Origin of the sequence: Nesterenkonia sp. CL21, from assembly GCF_031705515.1 — a bacterium.
Taxonomy (GTDB): domain Bacteria; phylum Actinomycetota; class Actinomycetes; order Actinomycetales; family Micrococcaceae; genus Nesterenkonia; species Nesterenkonia aethiopica.
In genome coordinates this window covers 132,243-147,665 of the sequence record NZ_JAUTWR010000002.1, presented here as the reverse complement: position 1 = coordinate 147,665, position 15,423 = coordinate 132,243, and the positions used below count along the sequence as shown (strand labels likewise).

Sequence of the window (15,423 nt, the reverse complement as noted above, 5' to 3'; positions counted from 1 at the left end):
AGCCGGAGGTCCTCACAACCGGCTCACATCACAGGCACGTGCGCGAGGAGCTGCCCGGCAGAGCCGCCGTCCCCGGTAGGATTGCCCCGATGAGCACACCGCCTCTGGACCCGTGGACCAACGGGACGCCCGCCTACCGACGCACGCTGCTGCTGGGGATGGTCTCCACCTTCCTCGGCGTCGTGTGCGTGGTGCTGGCGGCCGTCGCCGTCGGGCCGGACCTCGAGCCGACCCTGCGCGGGCTCGGGCTCGGGCTCATCGGCCTGGGCATCATCAGCCACCTGATCGCCATCCTGCTGCGCAAGCGGCAGGCCAAGCAGATCATCCAGGCCCGGGCGGACCAGTCGAAGAAGAGAGGGCGCTGACGCGTTGAGCATCACCACCGAGGCGGAGGGCCGGGTCTACCCGGCGGCCGCGCCGTATCAGGTCAGCCGGGAGGCGATCCGCGAGTTCGCCGTCGCGGTCAAGGCCGAGCACCCCGCCCACCATGACGTCGACGCCGCCGCGGCCCTGGGTCACCGTGACCTGGTCGCCCCGCCGACCTTCGCCGTCGTCGTCGCCCAGCGCGCGGAGGCCGCCGTGGTGGCCGACGATGAGGTCGGCATCGACTTCTCCCGCGTGGTGCACGCCGACGAGCGCTTCACTCACCACAGCCCCATCCTGGCCGGCGACACGCTGCACGCCCAGGCAACCCTGGACCGGATCCGGGTCATGGGTGCCGGGGCGATGGTCACCACCAAGGTAGAGATCACCACCGCCGAGGGCGAGGCGCGCAGCACCGTGACCTCCTCCCTGCTGGTGCGTGCCGAGGAGGAGGACGCATGAGCACCCCGGACACCACCACCCCGGACATCAACACGCTGGAGAAGGGCCAGGAGATCGGCAGCCGGGAGGTCCGGCTCTCCCGTGCGGACCTGCTCCGCTACGCGGCCGCCTCCGGCGACCACAACCCCATCCACTGGAACGAGCGCTTCGCCCGGGAGGTCGGCCTCGACGGTGTCATCGCCCACGGCATGCTCACCATGGGCCTGGCTGTGGACCTGGTCACCGACTGGGTGGGCGACCCCGGCCGGGTGGTCGACTACCAGGCCCGCTTCACCAAGCCGGTCCCGGTCCCGGACGCCGAGGCCGGACCCCCGGACACACCCACCGCCACGCTGCTGATCAGCGGGAAGGTCGGAGCGGTCGACGTCGAGGCCGCCACGGCGCGCGTCGATCTGACGGTGAGCCTGGAAGGCGCCAAGGTCCTGGCGAAGTCCCAGGTCAGCGTCCGGCTCTGAGGATCACGCCTGATCACGGGCCCGAGGATCCCGTCCGCGGGCCGGTCAGCACCGTATAATCGCCACACGGATTCGCCGCACCTGCACCGGCGCGGCCCACGAGCACCAGCGAACAGGGGACCTCTCATGCCCAGCACCACGGAGATCGAGACCGCGGAGGGCGCCGTCGCGCCCGTCGCACGCCCTGCCGCCCCGCGGCGCACCCACGTGGCCAGAGGGCTCGGCGTGACGGCGATCGCCGCCCTGGCCCTGACCGCCTGCGGCGGCGAGGACGAGGGAGAGGGCGACGTCGAGGCCGAGCCGCAGGTGGAGACCGAGCTCGACCTCGAGGTCGGTGAGGTGGAGCTGATCTCCGAGGGCACCTTGACCGTCTGCTCGGACGTGCCCTACCCGCCGTTCGAGTACTACGACGCCGACGGCGCGGTCGTCGGCTTCGACATCGACATCGCCGAGGGCATCGCGGAGGTGCTCGACGTCGAGCTCGAGGTGGTGCAGACCAGCTTCGAGGGCATCCAGTCCGGTGTGGCGCTCAACGCGGCGTCCTGCGACCTGGCCATCTCTGGGATGACGATCACCGAGCAGCGCGCCGGCAACATGCTCTTCTCCGAGCCGTATCTGGACGACAACCTGGGTCTGCTGGCCGCCTCCGACGCCGGCATCGGCTCCCTGGAGGACATCGACGACTCCATCACGGTGGGCGTGCAGGCGGACACCACCGGAGAGACCTACGCGGAGGAGCAGGGGTACCAGATCCGCTCCTACCCCGATTCCGGGCTGCTCATCCAGGGGCTGGAGTCCGGCCAGGTGGAGGCCGCCATCGGCAACATCTCCATCCTCGGCTACCAGGCCGGCGAGCACGAGGGCTCCGAGTTCGTCGAGGAGATCGACACCGGCGAGCAGCTGGGCATCGCCGCCCAGTCGGACAACCAGGACCTCATCGACGCAGTGGACGAGATCCTCGCGGAGATGGAGTCCGGCGGCTTCATGGCCGAGGCCGAGGACCTGTGGTTCGGCGGCGGCGAGACTCCCGAGGAGGGCGACGTCGACGAGGAGGCTGACGACGAGGTCGATGACGCGGACGACGCGGACGACGCGGACGACGCCGATGACGCTGACGCCGACGAGGACGACGACTGACCCGCATGGCACTGACGACCCGTGACCGAGCACGGCTGAGCCTCGGGATCCAGGCCGGCCTCTTCGTCGCGGTGCTGATCGCTCTCCTGTTCATCATGGACTGGAGCGCGATCCACCGCAGCTTCTTCGACATCGAGCGCATCGGCCCGATGTTCCCCGACATCATCACCGTCGGGCTGGTCAACACCCTGCAGTACACGGCGGTCGGATTCGTGCTCGGCCTGCTGGGCGGCACGGTGCTGGCCCTGATGAAGCTCTCCAGCTTCCCGGTCTACCGGTGGCTGGCGACCGCCTACATCGAGTTCTTCCGCGGGATCCCTGCGATCCTGGTGTTCCTGGCCCTGGGTTTCGGCGTCTCGATCGCCTTCGGATGGAACCTGACCTCCCTGCAGATCGCCGGCTCGGCGCTCGGCCTGGTCGCCAGCGCCTACATCGCCGAGACCCTGCGCGCCGGTCTGCAGGCGGTGCCGAAGGGCCAGGTGGAGGCCGCACGGGCCCTGGGCATGCCGGCCTGGCGGGCGATGGTCTCCATCCAGATCCCGCAGGCCTTCCGCATCGTGCTGCCGCCGCTGACGAATGAGGCGATCCTGCTCACCAAGGACTCTTCGCTGATCTTCGTGGTCGGGCTGACCGCGGGCGCGGCCGAGCTGACCAAGTTCGGACGCGACGGCATCAACATCTACCAGGCGGGTCTGACCCCGCTGGTGGCCGCCGGCGCCTGCTACCTGCTCATCACGGTGCCGCTGTCCATCCTGGCGCGCCGCATGGAGCACCGCTCGCCGAGGAAGAAATAGGGAGGCCCGATCCACATGACCGAGCCTGAACTGGCCGAACACCCCTCTGCGGAGGACGGCCCCGCCGGGGTGACCATCACGGGCCTCCACAAGGCCTACGGGGACAATGAGGTGCTCAAGGGCATCGACATGTCGGTGCGCCCCGGGGAGGTGGTCTGCCTCATCGGGGCCTCCGGGTCCGGGAAGTCCACGCTGCTGCGCTGCGTGAACCGCCTGGAGGACCCCAACGCGGGGACCATCACGGTGGGCTCCTTCGAAGCCACCGATCCCGACGTCGACCTGGACGCCATGCGCCGACACATCGGCATGGTCTTCCAGCAGTTCAACCTCTTCCCGCACCTGTCGGTGCTGGAGAACTGCACGATCACCCCGCGCCGGGTGCTCAAACAGCCGAAGGAGGACGCCGAGGCGGAGGCCATGACTCAGCTGCGCCGGGTCGGGCTCGAGGAGCTCGCCCAGCGCCGTCCGGACCAGCTCTCCGGAGGCCAGCAGCAGCGGGTGGCGATCGCCCGCGCGCTGACCATGCGCCCGGCGCTGATGCTCTTCGACGAGCCGACCTCCGCCCTGGACCCGGAGACGGTCGGGGATGTGCTGGCGATCATGCGGCAGCTCGCCGAGGCCGGGATGACCATGATCGTGGTGACCCATGAGATGGCCTTCGCCCGGGAGGTCGCCGACCGGGTCGTGTTCATGGACCAGGGACGTGTGGTCGAGGAGGGCCCCGCCGCCGAGGTCATCGGCGACCCGCAGCAGCCCCGCACCCAGGACTTCCTGCGCCGAGTGCTGAACCCGACCGACGTGGACATCCGGGACTGATGCGGCAGACCGTCATGCGCCGGTTCAGCGACCACACCACCGCCCGAGTGGGCGGCACCGCAGGGGAGTGGGTCGTCGCCGGCACCGAGTTCGAGGCCCTGCAGACGCTCTCCCGCCATCCGCTGCCGTCCGAGGAGGACCGCGCCGCCGGCGGGGACACCCTGCTGGTGCTCGGAGGCGGCTCCAACCTGCTGGTGGCCGACGACGGCTTCGCTGGCACTGTGCTGCAGCTGGCCTTCACCGGCATCACCGCGGCACCGGTGGACGACGACGACGGCGACGTGCTGGTCACCGTCGCGGCCGGACATGAATGGGACGACGTCGTCGCCTGGACCGTGCAGCGCCGGTATGCGGGCCTGGAGGCCCTCTCCGGGATCCCCGGGGCCGCCGGGGCGACCCCGGTGCAGAACGTGGGCGCCTATGGGGCCGAGGTGTCCCAGACGCTGGTGGACGTCCGCGCCTGGGACCGGCTGCTGGGCGAGGTCGTGACGCTGAGCAACGAGGAGCTGGACTTCGGGTACCGGGACTCGGTGCTCAAGCGCACCACGCTGCACGGTTCGCCGCGTTACGTGGTGCTCTCGGTGCGGTTCCGTCTGACGCACCGAGGTGAGGCCACGCCGTCGTCGCCGGTCCGCTATGCGGAGCTGGCGCGCTCCTTGGGCCTGGACGTCAACGCGGCGGAGGATCAGCGGCGTGCGCCGCTGGCCGACGTGCGCACCACGGTGCTGGCCCTGCGGGCCGGCAAGGGCATGGTCCTGGACCCCGCCGACCACGACACCTGGTCCACCGGTTCGTTCTTCACCAACCCGATCGTGGGGGAGGATGTGCTGGCCACCCTGCCCGAGGGGGCGCCGCGCTTCCCTGCCCTGCCGGATGTGGACGGTTCCCCGCGGGTGAAGCTCTCCGCGGCCTGGCTCATCGACCGCGCCGGCTGCCAGAAGGGCTTCGGGGCGGAGCTGGTGGAGGGCCGTGCGTCACTGTCCACCAAGCACACGCTGGCCGTCACCAACCGTGGTGAGGCCTCCACAGCGGACCTGCTGACGGTGGCCGGTGCGGTCCGCGACCGGGTCCGGGAGATCTTCGGCATCGAACTGCACCCCGAGCCGGTGCTCATCGGCTGCGAGCTCTGAGCAGCGCTTCGAGGAGAGTTCTGAGCAGGGCTCCTGCCTGCGGCTCTCGGAGCGCGGTCGTCACTGCCCGACCACACGACGACGGCGCCCTGCTTCGCTGAGGAGGCAGGGCGCCGTCGTCGTGTGGTGGCGCGGGCGCGGGGTGCCGGAGAAAGCGCCGAGGCGACAGCGGGAGTGGGGCGTCCTCAGAGCTTGCCGACCGCGATCAGCAGCATGCGGCGCAGCGGCTCGGCCGCACCCCAGAGGAGCTGGTCCCCCACGGTGAAGGCGGAGATGTACTCCGGGCCCATCTCCAACTTGCGGATGCGGCCCACCGGGATGGTCAGCTCGCCGGTGGCGGCCACCGGGGTGAGCTGCTCCATGGTGGCCTCCTTCTCGTTGGGGACCACCTTCGCCCAGTCGGAGCCGGCGGCGATGATCGACTCGATCTCAGAGACCTCGAGGTCCTCGCGCAGCTTCAGGGTCAGTGCCTGGGAGTGGGAGCGCAGGGCGCCCACCCGCACGCACAGGGAGTCGAACGGGATCCTCTCCCCGCGGCGCTCCACCCCGGGGGCCAGTGAGTCGCCGCGGCCCAGGATCTTGTTGGTCTCCACCCCGGCCTTCCACTCCTCCTTGGCGACGCCGTTGCCGAGGTCCGCGTCGATCCAGGGGATGAGCGAGCCGGCCAGCGGCACTCCGAACTGGGAGGCGTCCAGGCCGCCGCGCTGGGACTCGAGGACCTTGCGGTCGATCTCCAGGATCGCGGAGGCCGGATCGGCGAGCTCCTCGCCCACGGCGCTGTGCAGGTCGCCGAACTGGGTCAGCAGCTCGCGCATGTGCTTGGCGCCGCCGCCGGAGGCCGCCTGGTAGGTCATCGCTGTGCCCCACTCGACCAGGCCCTCGGAAAACAGTCCGCCCAAGCCCATCAGCATGCAGGAGACGGTGCAGTTGCCGCCGATGAACTCCTTCACGCCGGCGGCCAGGCCGGCGTCGATGACGTCCCGGTTGATGGGGTCGAGGGTGATGATGGAGTCCTCGGCCATGCGCAGCGTCGAGGCGGCGTCGATCCAGATGCCGTCCCATCCGGCCGCGCGCAGCTTCGGGTGGACGGCCTTCGTGAAGTCGCCGCCCTGCGCGGTGACGATGATCGGCAGCTTCGCCAAGGTGTCCAGGTCATAGGCGTCCTGGAGCGTGTCCTCGGCCGGCTGCACGCCGTCGAAGCTCGGGGCGGGCCCGCCGGCGTTGGAGGTGGAGAAGAACACCGGGGAGATGTGGTCGAAGTCCCCCTCGTCGAGCATGCGCTGGATGAGCACGGAGCCGACCATGCCGCGCCAGCCGACGATCCCGACGGACGGGGTCGCGCCGGTGGCGTCGGAGAGGGCCGAGACTGCGAGGGATGTCGTAGAAGCCATGCTTACCAGGGTAACGAACTCGGTCCGTGAGACCGAGTGGTGAGCATCACGTCCGGCTCATGCGGCGTCATCATCCGGGCCGACCCCGGCTCGAGTCAGAGGCCGCGGCGCCAGCTCCAGATCAGCCAGGCGGCGACGACGGCGGGCACCACCACGAACAGGAACCCGCCCAGCAGCATGCCGATCAGGTAGACCCCGAGGGGGTCGCCTGCGGCGAATCCTGAGGAGGTGTCGCCGATGTACTGCGCCGCGGCGCCGATCACCACACCGACGGCGACGAGCAGCAGAAGGACGCCGAGCAGCAGCTTCCACAGCTTGCGGTGGGGCGCGTCGGCGCTCCAGTCCTCCGCCTCGCCCAGCCCTGGCATCGTGCTCATGACACGACGGTAGGCCGCCGGTGGGTCAGTGTCACGGTTCCCCGGCCGCCGGTCCGGCGCCGGAAGGCTCAGTCGCTGTCCGGATCCTCTTCGCCGTCGTGGCGGCAGAGAGTCTCGAAGCGGTAGCGCTGCCCGTCGGCGGCGGTGTGCCAGCCCTCTGCGGGGTCTGCGGCGCAGAGCTCCCAGCGCGACGGCGGCAGCTGCGGGGCGTAGGTGTCGCCGTCGACGTCGAGGTCGATGACCGTCACCACCGCGCCGTCGGCGAGGTCCTGCTCCACGGTCTCCGCGTAGATGCGCCCTCCGCCGAGGATCCAGACCTTCGCAGGCGGCTGCCCGTCGGCACCCGGCGAGCAGGCCAGATCGAGGGCGGCGTCCAGGGAGGACGCCGTCTCGGCGCCGGCGGCGGTGATCGTCGCGGCCCGGTCGGCGTCACCGGTGATGACGATGTTGCGCCGTCCCGGCAGGGGACGGACGGACTCCGGCAGCGACTCCCAGGTGCGACGCCCCATCACCACCGGGCGGCCGCGCGTCTGGGCGCGGAAGTGCGCGAAGTCCTCCGGAAGGTGCCACGGCATGTCGCCGTCGCGGCCGATCACGCCGTCGCGGGTCTGCGCCCAGATCATCCCGACCCAGGGGCGGGCGGCGGACTCGGGCGTCGTCATACGGCCACCGGTGCGGAGATGGTGGGGTGGTGCTGGTAGTCGAGGACCTCGAAGTCCTCATACTCGTAGGCGAAGATCGACTCCGGAGTGCGGCCGATCCGCAGGCGCGGATACGGGTAGGGGGCCCGGGAGAGCTGCTCGGTGACCTGCTCCACGTGGTTGTCGTAGATGTGGCAGTCCCCACCGGTCCAGATGAACTCTCCAGGCTCCAGGCCGGTCTGCTGGGCGACCATCAGGGTCAGCAGGGCATAGGAGGCGATGTTGAACGGCACACCCAGGAACAGGTCCGCGCTGCGCTGGTACAGCTGGCAGGACAGCCGCCCCTCGGCCACATGGAACTGGAACATCACATGGCAGGGCGGAAGGGCCATCTTCTCCACCTCGGCCGGATTCCAGGCAGTGACCACGTGGCGGCGCGAGTCCGGATTCGTGCGCAGCGAGTCGACCACCTGCGCGATCTGATCGATGGAGCCGCCGTCGGGAGTGGGCCAACTGCGCCACTGCACGCCGTAGACCGGGCCCAGCTCGCCGTCCTCGTCAGCCCACTCGTTCCAGATCCGCACACCGCGCTCCTGGAGCCAGCGCACGTTGGAGTCTCCGCGCAGGAACCACAGCAGCTCCAGCGCGACCGACTTGAAGTGCACGCGCTTGGTGGTGATCAGGGGGAACGAGTCATGCAGGTCGAAGCGCAGCTGCCGGCCGAAGACGCTGCGCGTTCCGGTGCCGGTGCGGTCCGACTTGGGCGTGCCCTCGGCCAGCACCTCGGCCAGCAGGTCCTCATACGGGGTGGGGATCGCGTCGCTCACGGTGCCCAGCATACCGGCCGACGCCGGAGGCGCGCCGGGTGCGGACGGGCCGACGTCGGCCGTCCCGCTCAGCTCACCGGCGCCTGGTGCTTCCGGTACTCCGGATAGCGGTGCAGGTACTGATCGATGTAGCTGCACTCGGAGAGGAACGACCACCCTTCGGCGACGAGCTCGTCCAGCAGCAGCGTCACCAGGCAGCGGGCATAGCCGCGACGGCCGAACTGCGGATCGATGATCGTGTGCTGCAGGCGCTTCACCTGCTGGCCGCCGATGGTCTCCTCGGTGTAGCCGATGAACCCGATGAAGGTCTCGACGCCGTCCAGGGTGTCCCACAGCTCGGCACGGCCGCGGTCCTCATCCCGACGAAGCACCGCAGTGGGGTGGACGTTCTTCTCAACGCTCATACGGTGAGACTACCGTCACGTTCGACCGGCTGTCAGTCCTCGAACGGCTCGTAGACCTCCACGGAGACGATCTCGCCGCTGCGGTCCACCGCCTGCTGGGCGACCAGCACCGCGCCTGGCTTCAGGAAGGGGTCGGCCTCCGGCATGGCCTGGAGCAGGCGCTCGTCGTGGATCCAGCTGCGGACCTCCCCGAGCACGATCGGCAGCACCGGACGGTGGGTGCACAGCACCGTGGGCTGCAGGACCTCCAGGCACTTGCGGGTGCGGTGGAGGGTCTTGCGCGGATCCTCTTCGGCACGCTTCTCCGTGAGGGACTTGCGGTGCTTGAGCTTGTGGCGGTGACGCTTCACATAGGGCGCCACGGTCTCCACGCAGCGACGCCACGGGGAGGTCTCGATCAGCCGCGGCCGCCAGGCGGTCAGCAGTCGCTCCACGGCCTTGGCCTGGCGCTTCCCGGTGGCCGCCAGGGGGCGTTCGCCCTCGGCGCGGGACCAGCTGGCCCGGGGCTTGGCCTTGGCGTGGCGCAGCACCACGAACGGGCTGGTGTGCAGCCGCAGGTCCGCATGCAGCCGCTCGAGCTCGTCCAGCGGCTCACGGTCCGTGACATTGGTGAGCATCTCGCGGGCGGTGTCCACCGAGACCCACCGGACCTCGTCGGTCTCGGAGCCGTCCGGCGTCGGGGTGCCCTCCATGATCCGGGCCGCCCAGTACCAGACCTCCTTGGGCTTGGCGCGCCCGTTCTTCCTTACGTCGTAGCGGGTGATCGGCAGCGGCACGCCCAGGCGGACTTTGAGCCCGATCTCCTCGGCGACCTCCCGCACGGCGCATTCGGGCAGGGTCTCGCCGGGGTCGAGCTTCCCCTTGGGGAAGGACCAGTCGTCATAGCGGGGCCGGTGGATGAGCAGGACCTCCAGCTCCCCGCGGTGCAGGCGCCAGCAGAGGGCTCCGGCGGCGAGGATCTGGGCGTCGGTGCCGTCGTCGGCGTGGGCCGGCGTGCGGCGGCGGGGGACTCGGCGCAAGGGACCTCCTGCGGCGGCGGGCGTCTCGTCGGAGTCGGTGAGGCTGGCAGGGACGTCACCGGAGGTGGTGCCGGTGCTCTCGGCGCGGGCGCTCGGCCGGGGGTTCATCGGATGGATGCTCGCTGTCTCACGCAGTCGGGATGGGTCAGGCGGGCTCCGCACCGGGCTCGGTCACCGGGGCGTACATGGTGTCCACGTCCCAGCGGGTGAACCCGAGCTTGCGGTAGAGCTCGACGGCGGCGGTGTTGTCCGCGTCCACGTACAGCATGATCGCGCCCAGCCCCTGCGAGCGCAGATGCTCGATGCCGGCCAGCGTCAGAGAGTACCCGAGTCCGCGGCCCTGCGCATCCGGGACGACGCCGACCACGTAGACCTCGCCCAGCGGTTCGGCTCCGCCGTCCTCGCCGGGGTGGACCTTGGTCCAGTGGAAGCCCAGCAGCTGACCGTCCTCCTCGGCGAGCAGGAAGCCGGACGGATCGAACCAGTCCTCGGCCATGCGGGCATCGAGGTCCGCCCGGGTGAGGCGGCCCTGCTCGGGGTGGGTGGCGAAGGCGGCGGCGTTGGCCCGCAGCCAGTCCTCCTCGTCACGGCCGGGCTCGAAGGCCCGGATGGTGACGCTCTCCGGCAGGCGGGGGGAGGGGACCTCGTCCAGCGAGGTCAGGCGCATCCGCCACAGTTCGCGGACCGGGGCCCAGCCGTAGCGGGTGGCCAGGCGGGCGGCGGCGTCGTGCTCACCGTGGGCCCAAGCCCGCTGGACGCGTCCGGGCTGCGGAGCGAGGACGTCGTCGGCCAGGGCTGCGGTGAGCTGCCCGCCGATGCCGTGCTGGCGGCAGTTGGGGCGGACCACCAGCTCGAGGACGTCCGGGGCGTCTTCGGCACCGAGGACGACGACGCCGGCGCCGGTGAGCAGATGCTGATGATCGGTGCGGTGCTCGTCCGGGGCGGCCCAGGCGTAGGCGATGCGCAGCGGGGCCTGGGGGTCGCCGGAGTCGGCGGCCTGGTGCAGCTCCACCAGGGTCTGCTCCGAGAACGGCGGATTGGCGTCCGCCTCCTCTGCGGCGCGGGCCAGTTCGACCAGGGCGTCCACCTGGTCCGCGGTGGGGGCGCCTCCGCACAGTTCGACGGTCGTCTCAGGGGCGGTCTGGGTCTCCTGGGGCCTCATGTCTCCACTGTATCGGAGGACGGGCGCCGTATCGGAGGACGGGCGCCGTATCGGAGGACGGGCGCCGTATCGGAGGACGGGCGCCGTATCGGAGGACGGGCGCCGTATCGGAGGACGGGTGCCGGGGTCTCAGCCGAGGAGGGCGCCCTTGGCAGGCTGGCCGATCGGCCGAGGGGTCAGCCGAGTGACCTCCACCGGGCGGGCGAGGGACCCCTCCAGGTCCCGGTTCAGCTCCGCCACGGGCTCGCCGGCTCCGTGGGCGTCGAGCGCCTCCGCGGAGTCCCAGTGCTCGATCATCAGCAGCGTGCCGTCCGGGGCGTCCTGGATGCAGTACAGGTTGCAGCCGGGCTCCTCGTGGACGCGGGGGATCGCCTTCTCGAGGGCGGCGATGACCTCGTCGCGCCGACCTTCGGCAGGGTGGAAGGAGGCGGTGACGACGACGGGCTGGGCGGTGCTCATGGGGGAGATCCTCCTGGACGTGGGCGGACGTGGACTGGTCTGTGGTCAGGCGTCGGCGTCGTCGTCGCTGTCCTTGCCGGCGTCGGCGACCACCAGCCGGTAGCCGACGTTGCGCACCGTGCCGATCAGCGACTCGTGGTCCGGGCCGAGCTTGGCGCGCAGGCGACGGATGTGGACGTCCACGGTCCGGGTGCCGCCGAAGTAGTCATAGCCCCAGACGTCGTGGAGCAGCCGGTCGCGGGTGAAGACCTGGCCGGGGTGCAGCGCCAGGTGCTTGAGCAGCTCGAACTCCTTATAGGTGAGGTTCAGGAGTCGCCCGTCGATGGTGGCCATATAGGTGGTCTCGTCGATGGTGATTCCCCCGGCGCGGATCTCTCCGGTGGGGGCCTCCTCCTCGACTTCGACGGCGGCCAGCCGGATCCGGGCGTCGACCTCGCCGGGGTTCGCGTCGGCCAGCACGAAGTCGTCGATCTGCCAGGACTCGTTGAGGGTGGCCAGCCCGGCCTCGGAGACGATGACGATGATCGGGGTCAGCATCGAGGACTTCACCAGCTGGCACAGCGAGCGGGCGTGGGCCAGTTGGCGACGGGCGTCCACCAGGGTGATGTCGGCGTTCGGCGCCCGCACGATGGAGGAGGCTTCGGCGGGGAAGACGCGGACCCGGTGGGTCAGCAGCTCCAGGGAGGGCAGGGCGTCGTCGGGGGCGTCAGAGAGCAGCAGCACCTGAGCCATCCGGGTCCCTCCCTCGCGTGAGTCGTCTCCCAGTGTGACCGCCGGCGCGTCGTCGGCGCCGACTATGACGTCGCCGTCTCGTGCGCCTGGGACCGCACGACGACGAGTATATCGGCACCGCTGGTCAGCGGCCCGCGGGCCGCGTCACGGAAGGACCGCGGGCCACCTCTGGCAAGATGGCGTGATGTGAAGTACTTCCCGGTGGCCGCCTCGGCCCTGCTCTCGGCGATCGCCCTGGTGGCGGGTTCCTGGGCGGGCACCGCCGCGCTCACCGCGGTCGTCTGCGCCATCTGCGTGATCCTGGCCCTCGGCTGGCCCCAGCTCATGGGGGTGACGGCGCGGCGCTCGCTGTCGGCGGTCATCCTGCTGGCGGGAATCGTCGCCGCCCTGGGTGCGGCCATCGTCAACGAGGTGGAGTCCCTGTTCTTCTGGTCCTCGGTGGCGCTGGCCTTCGGCGTGATGGCGGTGTTCGTCATCCAGGTGCTGCGCGGCACCGGCCGGCCCCACCGGTTGGAGTCCACCCTGGGGGCGAGTGCGGGTGTGGTGATCTCCACGACGGCGGCCGGATGGGTGGCCGGCCTGCGCTATCCCGCCGAGCTGGTCGGCCTCGCTGATGGTGAGGACGCCCTCGGTGTGCTGGCGGTGCCCGGGCTGGCGCTGTTCGAGGACTGGGCCCTGTTGGACGTCACCGGCGCGGGGGGCGACCTGTCGGTGGTCGGTCTGGCGGGGATCAGCCTGGCCGTGTCCGTGCTGATGGCCTGCCTGCCGGTGCGAGACGCCGTCGCCCTGCCGCTGGTGCTCCTCGGCGGTTTCGCAGGATCTCTGGGCACGGCGCTGCTCTGGGGCGAGCTGACCCTGCTGTTCTCCGGACTGCTGGGTCTGGTCGCGGGGGCGCTCATCGCGGCGATGCGCCGTTTCCTGATCATTCAGGGGGCGCCGGCGGCCACGCTGTCCGCGATGGCGGTGGGGGCGGCTCCGATCGCCGGCATGGGAGCTCTGGTCTACTTCACCGAGCGTCTGCTGTTCGTCTGAAGCCGCCACGGGCTCCACGAGCTCCACGAGCGTCGGACGGGGCGCAGGTCATCTGCGGTCGGGCGCGGCGCACGGGGACGGCGTCGGAGGTAGACTCTGCGGCATGGAATTCGCACTGCAGAACGTCTCGCTGCTGGCCCTGGAGATCTTCTTCATCGGGCTGCTGATCCTGGCGACGCTGGTCATCGCCGGCATCTCCTGGACCGTCGTGTCTCGCCTGTACAAGGGGCAGCGCTGACCCTTGGCACCTATGGAGCTGCCCACTGACCTCACCCCTGAGCTGGCTCCCCTGTACTGGCTGCTCGGCAGCTGGGAGGGGCAGGGCCGTCTCGGCTCAGGGGAGGAGTCCGACCCGACCTTCACGCAGCACGTCACATTCCGGGACTCGGGGCTGGAGTTCGTGGAGTACCGTGCCGTGTCCTGGCTCACCGATGAGTCCGGTGCCCGGCTGCGCCCGCTGAGCGTGGAGACCGGCTTCTGGTCCCTGGACCGTCCGCGCGCCGACGCCGACGTCGGCCCCGGGCTGAGCCCTGCCGACGTGGTGCCGGCCTACAAGACGGCCTCCGAGGTGGAGGACCTCGTCAATGATGACGGCTCCTACCCGATCACGGCGACGATCTCCCACCCCGGCAGCCTCACGGAGCTGTACTACGGCCAGATCAAGGGTCCGCAGCTGCAGATCGCGACCGACGCGGTCATGCGCGGCGAGCACGCTGCGGAATACGGCGGGGCCACTCGCATGTTCGGCCTGGTGAACGGCCAGCTGTTCTGGCGCTGGGACACCCGCGGCGTCGACGGCGAGATGGAGCCCCACGCCTCCGCGATACTGGATCGCCGGGCGACGGCGGCCGAGTCGGCCGACTGATCACCCCGCCGAAGGAGCATCCCCGTGAGCACCGAGAGCACCAGTCCGCTGTTGGCCCGTGAGGGCGCGGTCGCCGCAGGAGGCGTGGACGCCGCCGTCGCCGCCCACTACGGCGACCCGACCGGCGAGCAGCGCGCCCTGGACCAGGGTCGCGCCGTCGTGGACCTCTCCCATCGAGCCGTGGTCACCGTCACCGGGCCGGACCGGCTCTCCTGGCTGACCACGCTGTCCTCCCAGCAGGTGGCGTCGCTGCCTGCCGGGCAGTCCACCGAGCTGCTGCTGCTCGACGTCTCCGGGCGCATCGAGCATGACGCCGCGGTGGTCGACGACGGTGAGACGGCCTGGCTGATCACCGAGGGCGGCCACGGCGCCCAGCTGGCCTCCTGGCTGGAGTCCATGAAGTTCATGCTGCGCGTGGAGATCGCCGACCGCACCGGCGAGGTGGCGGTGCTCGGCTCCACTACGGCGCTGCCGCAGGGCCTCCCCGGGGAGCTGCCGGTGCGCTGGGAGGATCCGTGGCCGCGACTGGGGCCCGGTGCGGCCAGCTACGCCGCCGTCGACGAGGTCGACCACCCGGGCTCCGACTGGTCCTGGCACCTGACCCTGGTGGAGCGCCCCCGGCTGACCGACGTCGTCGACGCGCTGGAGGTCCAGGGCCTGCGCCTGGCCGGCGTGCTCGCCGCCGAGGCGCTGCGCATCGCCTCCTGGCGGCCTCGACTGGCCACCGAGGTGGATGAGAAGGCCATCCCGCACGAACTCGACCTGATCCGCACCGCAGTGCATCTGGAGAAGGGCTGCTACCGCGGGCAGGAGACGGTCGCACGGGTGCACAATCTGGGGCACCCGCCGCGCCGTCTGGTGTTCCTGCACCTGGACGGCAGCGAGCACACGCTGCCCGCGGCCGGATCCGCCGTCCTGGCTCCGGCCGACGTGGACGCCGCCACCGCGGAGAGCCTGTCCTCCGAGCGGTCCGTGGGCACCGTGACCTCGGTGGCCCGGCACCACGAGATGGGTCCGATCGCTCTGGCGCTGCTCAAGCGCCGGGTGGATCCCGAAGCCCGCCTGGTGGTGCGTGACACGTCGCAGGCCGAGGGCGAGGACGCCGGCGAGGACGTCGGCGAGGACGTCGGCGAGGGCGCCGGCGATGCCGCTGCGCCCGTGCAGACCTTCTACGCCGCCGCCCAGGAGCTCATCGTGCGGCCCGACGCCGGCAAGACGGTCGGGCGTCCGCAGGGCGACTTCCTGCGCGGCCCCCGCTGAGCCCCACACACCGCGGGCGGCGGCCGGGTCCGGGCAGGACCCAGTCTGCGCGTCACCTCATTCCACGCGTCACCTGATTCCGCGCGACGCCTCAGTC

The 15,423-nt window shown here is 70.9% G+C and carries 20 protein-coding genes; 11 read left to right on the top strand and 9 right to left on the bottom strand.

Annotated features, from left to right (window positions below; translation table 11 throughout):
* Window positions 1–89: 89 nt before the first annotated feature.
* From Q7C18_RS05630 to Q7C18_RS05600, 7 genes are all read left to right on the top strand, one after another.
* Window positions 90–365, top strand: a complete 276-nt coding sequence (locus Q7C18_RS05630) for a hypothetical protein (protein WP_311024542.1) — start codon at window positions 90–92, stop codon at window positions 363–365.
* Window positions 366–369: 4 nt separating this feature from the next.
* Entirely contained in the window at window positions 370–825 is a 456-nt protein-coding gene (locus Q7C18_RS05625) for a MaoC family dehydratase N-terminal domain-containing protein (RefSeq protein ID WP_311024541.1), read from the top strand.
* On the top strand, window positions 822–1,280 hold the full coding sequence (locus tag Q7C18_RS05620) for a MaoC family dehydratase (protein ID WP_311024540.1): 459 nt from the start codon (window positions 822–824) through the stop codon (window positions 1,278–1,280). Before Q7C18_RS05625 ends, Q7C18_RS05620 begins: the two co-directional genes overlap by 4 nt.
* A gap of 126 nt (window positions 1,281–1,406) precedes the next feature.
* Entirely contained in the window at window positions 1,407–2,417 is a 1,011-nt protein-coding gene (locus Q7C18_RS05615; RefSeq protein ID WP_311024539.1) for an ABC transporter substrate-binding protein, read from the top strand.
* A 5-nt stretch (window positions 2,418–2,422) separates the two neighbouring features.
* Window positions 2,423–3,211 carry an amino acid ABC transporter permease gene (locus Q7C18_RS05610; protein WP_311024538.1) on the top strand — a complete coding sequence of 263 codons (789 nt, stop codon included), beginning with the start codon at window positions 2,423–2,425 and terminating at the stop codon, window positions 3,209–3,211.
* Between the two features lie 15 nt (window positions 3,212–3,226).
* The gene (locus tag Q7C18_RS05605) at window positions 3,227–4,027 is read left to right on the top strand and encodes an amino acid ABC transporter ATP-binding protein (RefSeq protein ID WP_311024537.1); all 801 of its coding nucleotides are present in this window, start codon (window positions 3,227–3,229) and stop codon (window positions 4,025–4,027) included.
* Window positions 4,027–5,157, top strand: a complete 1,131-nt coding sequence (locus tag Q7C18_RS05600) for a UDP-N-acetylmuramate dehydrogenase (RefSeq protein ID WP_311024536.1) — start codon at window positions 4,027–4,029, stop codon at window positions 5,155–5,157. Before Q7C18_RS05605 ends, Q7C18_RS05600 begins: the two co-directional genes overlap by 1 nt.
* A 185-nt stretch (window positions 5,158–5,342) precedes the next feature.
* Here Q7C18_RS05600 and asd read toward each other — a convergent pair whose 3' ends face one another.
* The 9 genes from asd to Q7C18_RS05555 form a co-directional block, all read right to left on the bottom strand.
* Window positions 5,343–6,548: an aspartate-semialdehyde dehydrogenase gene (gene asd / locus Q7C18_RS05595; protein WP_311024535.1), complete on the bottom strand. Its 1,206-nt coding sequence runs from the start codon at window positions 6,546–6,548 to the stop codon at window positions 5,343–5,345.
* Window positions 6,549–6,643: 95 nt separating this feature from the next.
* Entirely contained in the window at window positions 6,644–6,925 is a 282-nt protein-coding gene (locus tag Q7C18_RS05590; protein ID WP_139827724.1) for a hypothetical protein, read from the bottom strand.
* A 68-nt stretch (window positions 6,926–6,993) separates the two neighbouring features.
* Window positions 6,994–7,587, bottom strand: coding sequence for a dihydrofolate reductase (locus Q7C18_RS05585; RefSeq protein WP_311024534.1), 594 nt, complete (start codon window positions 7,585–7,587; stop codon window positions 6,994–6,996).
* Window positions 7,584–8,405, bottom strand: a complete 822-nt coding sequence (locus Q7C18_RS05580; protein WP_170922649.1) for a thymidylate synthase — start codon at window positions 8,403–8,405, stop codon at window positions 7,584–7,586. Before Q7C18_RS05580 ends, Q7C18_RS05585 begins: the two co-directional genes overlap by 4 nt.
* A 56-nt stretch (window positions 8,406–8,461) precedes the next feature.
* A complete protein-coding gene (locus tag Q7C18_RS05575) occupies window positions 8,462–8,797 on the bottom strand; it encodes an N-acetyltransferase (RefSeq protein ID WP_311024533.1) in 336 nt (111 codons plus the stop codon).
* Window positions 8,798–8,829: 32 nt separating this feature from the next.
* The gene (locus Q7C18_RS05570; protein ID WP_083277335.1) at window positions 8,830–9,924 is read right to left on the bottom strand and encodes an NUDIX domain-containing protein; all 1,095 of its coding nucleotides are present in this window, start codon (window positions 9,922–9,924) and stop codon (window positions 8,830–8,832) included.
* A 37-nt stretch (window positions 9,925–9,961) separates the two neighbouring features.
* Entirely contained in the window at window positions 9,962–10,978 is a 1,017-nt protein-coding gene (gene mshD, locus Q7C18_RS05565; RefSeq protein ID WP_070159013.1) for a mycothiol synthase, read from the bottom strand.
* Window positions 10,979–11,107: 129 nt separating this feature from the next.
* Window positions 11,108–11,437, bottom strand: a complete 330-nt coding sequence (locus Q7C18_RS05560) for a putative quinol monooxygenase (RefSeq protein ID WP_070159012.1) — start codon at window positions 11,435–11,437, stop codon at window positions 11,108–11,110.
* A gap of 45 nt (window positions 11,438–11,482) precedes the next feature.
* Window positions 11,483–12,169: a response regulator transcription factor gene (locus Q7C18_RS05555; protein WP_070159011.1), complete on the bottom strand. Its 687-nt coding sequence runs from the start codon at window positions 12,167–12,169 to the stop codon at window positions 11,483–11,485.
* Window positions 12,170–12,355: 186 nt separating this feature from the next.
* Here Q7C18_RS05555 and Q7C18_RS05550 point away from each other — a divergent pair, with 186 nt between their 5' ends.
* The 4 genes from Q7C18_RS05550 (at window position 12,356) to Q7C18_RS05535 (ending at window position 15,326) form a co-directional block, all read left to right on the top strand.
* A complete protein-coding gene (locus tag Q7C18_RS05550) occupies window positions 12,356–13,201 on the top strand; it encodes a hypothetical protein (protein ID WP_311024532.1) in 846 nt (281 codons plus the stop codon).
* Between the two features lie 103 nt (window positions 13,202–13,304).
* Window positions 13,305–13,439 (top strand): hypothetical protein, encoded by a 135-nt coding sequence (locus Q7C18_RS05545; RefSeq protein ID WP_281366338.1) that lies wholly within the window; start codon window positions 13,305–13,307, stop codon window positions 13,437–13,439.
* A gap of 12 nt (window positions 13,440–13,451) precedes the next feature.
* On the top strand, window positions 13,452–14,066 hold the full coding sequence (locus Q7C18_RS05540; protein WP_070159009.1) for an FABP family protein: 615 nt from the start codon (window positions 13,452–13,454) through the stop codon (window positions 14,064–14,066).
* 24 nt (window positions 14,067–14,090) lie between these two features.
* The gene (locus Q7C18_RS05535; protein ID WP_311024531.1) at window positions 14,091–15,326 is read left to right on the top strand and encodes a folate-binding protein; all 1,236 of its coding nucleotides are present in this window, start codon (window positions 14,091–14,093) and stop codon (window positions 15,324–15,326) included.
* Window positions 15,327–15,423 lie beyond the last annotated feature (97 nt).

What these genes read in the sequence shown, in the direction of transcription:
- Q7C18_RS05630 (WP_311024542.1), top strand. Translation starts at nt 90, where the DNA reads ATGAGCACACCGCCTCTGGACCCGTGGACCAACGGGACGCCCGCCTAC.
- Q7C18_RS05620 (WP_311024540.1), top strand. Translation starts at nt 822, where the DNA reads ATGAGCACCCCGGACACCACCACCCCGGACATCAACACGCTGGAGAAG.
- Q7C18_RS05615 (WP_311024539.1), top strand. Translation starts at nt 1,407, where the DNA reads ATGCCCAGCACCACGGAGATCGAGACCGCGGAGGGCGCCGTCGCGCCC.
- Q7C18_RS05610 (WP_311024538.1), top strand. Translation starts at nt 2,423, where the DNA reads ATGGCACTGACGACCCGTGACCGAGCACGGCTGAGCCTCGGGATCCAG.
- Q7C18_RS05605 (WP_311024537.1), top strand. Translation starts at nt 3,227, where the DNA reads ATGACCGAGCCTGAACTGGCCGAACACCCCTCTGCGGAGGACGGCCCC.
- Q7C18_RS05600 (WP_311024536.1), top strand. Translation starts at nt 4,027, where the DNA reads ATGCGGCAGACCGTCATGCGCCGGTTCAGCGACCACACCACCGCCCGA.
- asd (WP_311024535.1), bottom strand. Translation starts at nt 6,548, where the DNA reads ATGGCTTCTACGACATCCCTCGCAGTCTCGGCCCTCTCCGACGCCACC.
- Q7C18_RS05590 (WP_139827724.1), bottom strand. Translation starts at nt 6,925, where the DNA reads ATGAGCACGATGCCAGGGCTGGGCGAGGCGGAGGACTGGAGCGCCGAC.
- Q7C18_RS05585 (WP_311024534.1), bottom strand. Translation starts at nt 7,587, where the DNA reads ATGACGACGCCCGAGTCCGCCGCCCGCCCCTGGGTCGGGATGATCTGG.
- Q7C18_RS05580 (WP_170922649.1), bottom strand. Translation starts at nt 8,405, where the DNA reads ATGCTGGGCACCGTGAGCGACGCGATCCCCACCCCGTATGAGGACCTG.
- Q7C18_RS05575 (WP_311024533.1), bottom strand. Translation starts at nt 8,797, where the DNA reads ATGAGCGTTGAGAAGAACGTCCACCCCACTGCGGTGCTTCGTCGGGAT.
- Q7C18_RS05570 (WP_083277335.1), bottom strand. Translation starts at nt 9,924, where the DNA reads ATGAACCCCCGGCCGAGCGCCCGCGCCGAGAGCACCGGCACCACCTCC.
- mshD (WP_070159013.1), bottom strand. Translation starts at nt 10,978, where the DNA reads ATGAGGCCCCAGGAGACCCAGACCGCCCCTGAGACGACCGTCGAACTG.
- Q7C18_RS05560 (WP_070159012.1), bottom strand. Translation starts at nt 11,437, where the DNA reads ATGAGCACCGCCCAGCCCGTCGTCGTCACCGCCTCCTTCCACCCTGCC.
- Q7C18_RS05555 (WP_070159011.1), bottom strand. Translation starts at nt 12,169, where the DNA reads ATGGCTCAGGTGCTGCTGCTCTCTGACGCCCCCGACGACGCCCTGCCC.
- Q7C18_RS05545 (WP_281366338.1), top strand. Translation starts at nt 13,305, where the DNA reads ATGGAATTCGCACTGCAGAACGTCTCGCTGCTGGCCCTGGAGATCTTC.
- Q7C18_RS05540 (WP_070159009.1), top strand. Translation starts at nt 13,452, where the DNA reads ATGGAGCTGCCCACTGACCTCACCCCTGAGCTGGCTCCCCTGTACTGG.